General features: G+C 65.1%; 7 protein-coding genes. 4 read left to right on the forward strand and 3 right to left on the reverse strand.

Annotated features, from left to right (window positions below):
- Positions 1-77 precede the first annotated feature (77 nt).
- Both CH268_RS03900 and CH268_RS03905 read left to right on the forward strand, forming a co-directional pair.
- Positions 78-1,316, forward strand: coding sequence for an MFS transporter (locus CH268_RS03900; protein ID WP_255182269.1), 1,239 nt, complete (start codon positions 78-80; stop codon positions 1,314-1,316).
- Positions 1,317-1,397: 81 nt separating this feature from the next.
- Positions 1,398-2,273 (forward strand): helix-turn-helix transcriptional regulator, encoded by an 876-nt coding sequence (locus CH268_RS03905; RefSeq protein ID WP_094662218.1) that lies wholly within the window; start codon positions 1,398-1,400, stop codon positions 2,271-2,273.
- Here CH268_RS03905 and CH268_RS03910 read toward each other — a convergent pair.
- The 3 genes from CH268_RS03910 to CH268_RS03920 form a co-directional block, all read right to left on the reverse strand.
- A complete protein-coding gene (locus tag CH268_RS03910; RefSeq protein WP_094621896.1) occupies positions 2,219-2,764 on the reverse strand; it encodes an MmyB family transcriptional regulator in 546 nt (181 codons plus the stop codon). The genes CH268_RS03905 and CH268_RS03910 overlap by 55 nt on opposite strands.
- Positions 2,765-2,873: 109 nt before the next feature.
- Positions 2,874-3,887 (reverse strand): GlxA family transcriptional regulator, encoded by a 1,014-nt coding sequence (locus tag CH268_RS03915; protein WP_255182268.1) that lies wholly within the window; start codon positions 3,885-3,887, stop codon positions 2,874-2,876.
- Positions 3,884-5,176, reverse strand: a complete 1,293-nt coding sequence (locus tag CH268_RS03920) for a LuxR C-terminal-related transcriptional regulator (RefSeq protein WP_255182267.1) — start codon at positions 5,174-5,176, stop codon at positions 3,884-3,886. Before CH268_RS03920 ends, CH268_RS03915 begins: the two co-directional genes overlap by 4 nt.
- Positions 5,177-5,309: 133 nt before the next feature.
- On the opposite strand from CH268_RS03920, the gene CH268_RS03925 reads away from it, so the two are divergent.
- A complete protein-coding gene (locus CH268_RS03925; RefSeq protein ID WP_230074136.1) occupies positions 5,310-5,570 on the forward strand; it encodes a DUF3263 domain-containing protein in 261 nt (86 codons plus the stop codon).
- Between the two features lie 37 nt (positions 5,571-5,607).
- A partial coding sequence (locus CH268_RS03930) for an S-(hydroxymethyl)mycothiol dehydrogenase (protein WP_094662216.1) occupies positions 5,608-6,564 on the forward strand: 957 nt, incomplete at its 3' end.

Genomic DNA, 6,564 nt, shown 5'->3' on the forward strand with positions numbered 1-6,564 from the left:
CACGTACTCGCCGGCTCTGGTTCGATCTCCTTGTCGACGGCACAGGACGGACGGCCCTTGCAGAACAGGAGATCAGCGTGACCCGATCGGACGAAAAGTCGTCGCCCCGCATGTCGTCGCCCCGCATGTCGGTGTCGAGTGCGACGGCATTCGTCGGAGTTGCGTTCGCGTTCGTGGTGGCGATGATGGGCACCACCATGCCGACGCCGCTCTATGCGCTCTACGAGGTCGAGTTCCACTTCTCCGTCTTCGTCGTCACCCTCGTGTTCGCGGCGTATGCCGTCGGTGTGCTCGCAGCTCTGTTGGCGTTCGGCCGCTGGTCCGACTCGTTGGGACGACGCCCGATGCTGTTGGCGGCCATAGCATTCGGGTTGATCAGCGCCGTGGTGTTCGTCACCGCCGGCTCGCTGACGGCCCTGGTGATCGGGCGCGTGTTGTCGGGAATCTCGGCCGGCATCTTCGTCGGTACCGCGACGGTGACGTTGATCGAGTTGGTACCCGAACGATGGCGTGACCGTGCATCCGCGATCGCTACCGCAGCGAACATCGGGGGCCTCGGCCTCGGACCGTTGGTGGCCGGAGTGCTCGCGGAGTACCTACCGCAACCGTTGCGTCTGACGTTCGTCGTCGACATGGTTCTGCTGGCTGCGGCAGCAGTGGCGGTGTTCCTCGCACCCGAGACGGTGCGGGTGGACGGCGGAGCACGCCCGCACATGCAGCGGCTGTCCGTTCCACCGGAGGTGCGCGGCACCTTCGTGCGCGCCTCGATCGGAGGATTCGCGGGGTTCGCCGTACTTGGCCTGTTCACTGCCGTCTCGCCGGGATTCATCGGCGGTGTGTTGGGAGTCGACAATCACGCCGTCACCGGGGTGGTGGTGTTCACGGTCTTCGCTGCGTCGGCGACAGCCCAGATTGCTTTGCGCGCAGCCGATCCCGCGTCGGCGCAGCGGTGGGGATGCGCGCTGCTGCTGCTCGGTCTGGTGTTCCTGGCCGCGTCGCTGCTGCTGACCTCGTTGGCCGTTCTGGTGGTAGCGGCGCTGCTCTGCGGCGTCGGTCAGGGCATGACATTCGCCAACGGCATGTCCACGATCGGTGCCGAGCTTCCTCCGCACCGTCGGGCAGAGGTCACCTCGACCTTCTTCGTCGTGTTGTACATCGCGATCTCGGTACCGGTGATCGGGGCCGGAGCCGTGGCGACCGGATGGGGCCTGGTGACGGCGGGGGTGGTGTTCGCCGTCGTGATTGCGGTGCTCGCGGCGGTGGCGTTCGTGCTGTTGACCATCGATCTGCGCAAGTCTCGGGCTGTCGTGTCCTGAAACGGTCGACAGTGGGCCGGATTCGTACTCGATTCGGGACGGCGGGTAGGAGATGATGGTTGTCGACAGGAGGTCCTGACGATGGCCGAACGCTCGTTGCTTGCGGACTTCCTTCGGGTGCGCCGGGAATCGCTGCAACCCGAGCAGGTGGGTCTGGTGCGCGACGGCAACCGCCGAGTGCGCGGACTGAGACGAGAAGAGATCGCCCGGCTCGCCGATATCAGCGCCGACTACTACCTGAGGCTCGAGCAGGGGCGCAATCATCAACCCTCCGAGCAGGTTCTGGCTGCGCTGAGTCGGGCTCTGCGTTTGGACGAGGACGAGCGGGCGTACTTCCACCGGGTGGCGCGCGCGCAGTCCGGCCCGGCCGTGGTCGAGGCGCTTCCGCCGCGAGTGACCGAGGCGTCGGCCCGGGTGTTGGAGCAGTGGGTCCACACGCCGGCGTACATCACCGACCGCCATCACGATCTGCTTGCGCTCAACGGTCCGGCTGCGCTGATGACGCCGGGCCTGAAAGTGGGTACCAACCTGATGCTCGATGTGTTCGCGCACGAGCACAGTGCCGCCTCGCCGGAGGATTGGGCCGTCACGGCGCAGCGAATGGTGTCGGCGCTGCGATTCCACGCGGCACCGGGTCACCCGCGACTGACGGAGTTGGTGGGCAGATTGTCGGTGGAGAGCCGCGCTTTTCGCAGGATGTGGGCCAAGCACGACGTACGGCCGTTGTCGTCGAGCATCTCCGTCGTCCCGGTGGAGCCGTTCGGTCTGGTCGAATTCCGTTCGCAGACTTTGGAGATCGTCGGCGAGGGTGGGCAGTTCATCACCATCTACTTCGCCGATCCCGGTAGTCGGTCGGCATCGGCGATCCGGCATCTGGTTGCCGGAGTCCCCAGCCGCGACACTCAGTTCGTTGTTCCTCGGTCCGATTCGGACGATCGGACCGCGTCGGCCAGTTGACGTAGAGCTGCCCTCGACTGTGCTGTTCGGGGCCGCAGCACCATCAGTACGTGGTCCTCGGCGGCAGGCATCAACAGGTAGTCGAGCATCAACGGACCGACGACGGCATGTTCGATCGTCATGGTTCCGGTTTTTCTCGCGCTGGTCTCACCGGCCCACTTCTGCGCGAATGCCGAACTACGGGTGGACAGTTCGCCGACGATGCGGCGAAAGGAGTCGTCTGGCTCGTGCCGATCCAACGACTCACGAAGCATGGCGACCACCTGATCCGCCGACGATTCCCACCCGGCAGGCGGGTCGGCGGCGGGATCGTCTCGATCGCCGCAGAGCGAACCGGCGTCGACGAATGTGAACACGGCCAGATTGACCCCCTCGGCGAAGCTCGGCGACACCGCACGAGCGAGCATCGTGGACGATTCGACGGTCAGATGCCGATCCAGCAGTACCGCAGGCGAATACGCCCAGGACTCGAGCGCCTCCACGTTGTGCATGATTCGACCATAGATCCAGGCGGTTGCCGGTCCGGTAACCCTGCCAGGGCCACCTTCGACCGGCGGTGTTCGATCCTCCCGAGGTGAACGAAAGCGTTGGGGCCGACTATCACTGGGCTGGATCGGTCGTGCGGAACTTTCTCTGGTAATCCGACGGTGTCACCCCGAACTTGGTGACGAACGCACGCCGAAAAGCAGCGGGCGTGCCGAATCCTGCGTCGGCAGCGGCCCGGGCCACGGAATAGCCGGACTCGAGTGCGGCTACCGCGATATCGAGACGCATCGCGGTCACGTAATCGAGAGGCGTCGTGCCCAGTTCCTCGCGCACGATGCGATTGAGATGTCGCACACTGACATTGGCGTGTGCCGCGAGAGCGCTCAGGTTCGCGGGTCGTGTCGGGTCGGCATGGATGTAGTCGGTGATAGCGCGAGAGACCTGGGTCCGCGGCGGCGGACCTTTCAGCGACACCGAATACTGCGACTGGCCGCCGGAGCGCTGCATGTACACCAGCAGTAGTTGCGCGACCGTTCTGGCTATCGGGGCACCGTGATCACTTTCGACCAACGCCAACGCCAGATCGATTCCGGCAGCGACCCCGGCCGAGGTGTAGATGTCGCCGTCGCGAACGAAGATCGAATCCGGTTGGACACGCGTGTCGGGAAAGCGTTCCGCCAGAGCCGACGTGAACTTCCAGTGAGTGGTCGCACTCCGGCCGTCGAGCAGACCGGATCCCGCCAGCGCGAACGCCCCACTGCAGATGGACGCCACCCGCCGCGCTCGGGGCGCGAGCAGCGCCACCGCGTCGAGCAACGCCGGGTCCTCGAAGACGGCCGGAGCCGATTCGCTACCGGGAACGATGAGGGTGTCGAAGTCGCCGCTGTCGGCGACGGCGGCGTTCACCGACACCGTCATTCCCATCGAGGTCACCACGTCACCGCCGTCGATCGAGAGGAAGACGATGTCGTAGCCGTCGACTCGCTGGTTCGCTTCGAGGAAGACCTCGGCCGGGCCGACGAAGTCGAGCATCTTGACCTGGTCGAAGAGCAGAATGCCGATGCGCCGACGCTGGGTCGGACCACGCCGAGACGGGTCGTCGTTCACCCGAGTGGTCGAACGCGTCACGATGCTCGGATTCCGGCCTTCATGCCCACGGCACCCGCTTCACCGCGGGTCTTGACCTCGAGTTTCTTCAGAATGCTTGCGACGTGGAACTTCACCGTGCTCTCGCCGATGTTGAGGCTCGCGGCAATGTCCTTGTTGCGCTTGCCGTATGCGAGGTAGCCGAGAACTTCTCTCTCGCGACGGTTGAGGCCGGCGAGAAGTTGTTCGTCGGCTCGTGCGGGAGGCGGGTCGAGAGGAATCGCGATGCTCACGCGTGATCCCCACCCAGCGGTGGATTCGAATGAGATCGATCCCCGGAGGGTGTGCACGCGTCCGGAGAGCTGTTGGGTCAGAGTCTCGGTGTCGCAGGCGTGCAGGCCGTCGTTGCGGACTTCGAGCAGCAGGTTGGTTCCGTCGCAATCCCACGCGATACGTACCCGTCGAACATCCGGCTGAGCCACGTAGGCGAGTACGACGGTCCGAACCACGGCTCGCGCCGCGCGTGCGATCTCGCCGGGGACCGGTCTTCCGTCGACTGGGGGAGCGACGTATTCGACGTCGATCGAGGACTGGTCCAACACAGTGGCGAGCTCCCCCTGCAGCCTGGCGAAGGCGGTGGTCACTGCTTCCTGCCCCAGCTCACGGTTGGCTTCTTCGATGGAGCGAAGCTCGATCAGTGCCGCCGACGCGGTATCGCTGGCGGTTGCGCGTGCTCGCGCGTCATCGAGGTCCTTCGAGCGCAGCGTGGACAGCACGGACGTGAGGGTATCGACGTGGGCGTCGACCATCTCCGAGATCACCCGAGCACGCTCGCTCGAGGCCGCCAGGGATTCGGCGAGATACGCAGGACTCGCCTGTACCACCTGATGGCGGATGGAGGTGGCTACGATTCCGAAGGCAACGCCAACATCGGAATCCGGATCGAACTGCGGCGCAGCCGATTTGGGCACCAGGACCAGCAGGGTGTCGGTGGTGTCGTCGAGTTGCGTCGCGAGACGTCGCTGTGCACCGGCCAGGCGCCCCGGGCCGTCCAGAGCTCGGCGCCCACTCTGCTGCACCGACTGTTTGAGGTCGTCGAGCTCCTTGATCGTCACGCGGCTCGTCATCGACTCGTCGCCACTGACTTTTCTCGGACGGCCGGTGCATTCCCTGGTGAAAATGATCATCGCCGAGTGCGGATACCGCTGCGACGACCACCACGAAAAACGAGCAGCTATCTCGACCAGCGGACCGGTCAGGACATCCCGAAGCGCGGCGAGCGAGTCGGTCGGTTCGGACCTGGCGGGGGTCGACGGGGCAGAGCTGCTCACGTGCGCATCCTAGTGCTCGGAGCGGCGTCGTGTGATGTCCGTTCGGCCAGTGATTGCTAGCCGTTGTGCGTGGTTCTTTTCTCGCGGTAGGACGACAACCTGGACATCGGATTCATCGACGAAGGGAACACCGTTGAGGACGACCACCGAAACCCTCGCGTCGACTCTCGGCTGCCCGGAAACGAAGCGCATGATCGACTTCGCGACCCGGTGGATGCCCTACGGCGGCGGGCCGGCCGAGGACATTCTGGTCGGGTTCGGAATCAGCCCGACCGAATACTTCACCAGGCTCGCCGCAGTGCTTCGCGAACCCGACACAGAATCGACCCTCGACCGCGACACGATGTCAGCGTTGCTCGAGGTGTGCCGCCGCAGGCTCTGGCTCGGCGAGTGAATCGTCCTCCGTACATCACCTGACCCCAGGAGTGCTTGTGTCACAAACCGTTCATGCCGTCGTCGCCAAGGCGAAGGGTGAGCCCGTCTCGATCGAGACGATCACCATTCCCGATCCCGGCCCGAACGATGTCGTGGTCACCATCGCCGCGTGCGGGGTGTGTCATACCGATTTGCATTACCGCGAGGGCGGCATCAACGACGAGTTCCCGTTCCTGCTCGGCCACGAAGCCGCAGGCACCGTCGAGGCCATCGGTGACGCTGTCACTCATGTCGAGGTCGGTGATTTCGTGGTGTTGAACTGGCGTGCGGTGTGCGGGGAATGCCGAGCCTGCAAGAAAGGCACCCCCTGGTACTGCTTCGACACCCACAATGCGTCGCAGAAGATGACTCTCGCCGACGGCACCGAACTCTCTCCGGCGTTGGGGATCGGGGCGTTCGCCGACAAGACCCTCGTCCACGAAGGCCAGTGCACCAAGGTCGACCCGGACTCCGATCCGGCGGTGGTGGGGTTGCTCGGCTGCGGGGTGATGGCCGGGTTGGGGGCGGCGATGAACACCGGGAACGTCTCGCGCGGGGATTCGGTGGCGGTGATCGGGTGCGGCGGTGTCGGCGATGCCGCGATCGCCGGAGCCCGGTTGGCGGGGGCGTCGACGATCATCGCCGTCGACCGTGACAAGGGAAAACTCGACTGGGCTCTCGAACTCGGTGCCACGCACACTGTCGATGCCTCGCAGGTCGATGCGGTCGAGGCCATCCAGGAGCTGACGGGTGGGTTCGGGGCGGATGTGGTCATCGATGCCGTCGGTCGCCCGGAGACGTGGAAGCAGGCGTTCTACGCCCGCGATCTCGCCGGGACGGTTGTCCTCGTCGGGGTGCCGACGCCGGAGATGACATTGGAGATGCCGTTGATCGATTTCTTTTCCCGGGGTGGGTCGTTGAAGTCGTCGTGGTACGGCGATTGCCTGCCGGAGCGGGATTTTCCGATGTTGGTT

This window comes from Rhodococcus sp. 06-1460-1B (genome assembly GCF_002258475.1).
Classification (GTDB): Bacteria; Actinomycetota; Actinomycetes; order Mycobacteriales; family Mycobacteriaceae; genus Rhodococcoides; species Rhodococcoides fascians.

Bases quoted from the DNA above. Each gene is read 5' to 3' on its own strand.
- CH268_RS03905 (WP_094662218.1), top strand. From the start codon at position 1,398: ATGGCCGAACGCTCGTTGCTTGCGGACTTCCTTCGGGTGCGCCGGGAA.
- CH268_RS03910 (WP_094621896.1), bottom strand. From the start codon at position 2,764: ATGCACAACGTGGAGGCGCTCGAGTCCTGGGCGTATTCGCCTGCGGTA.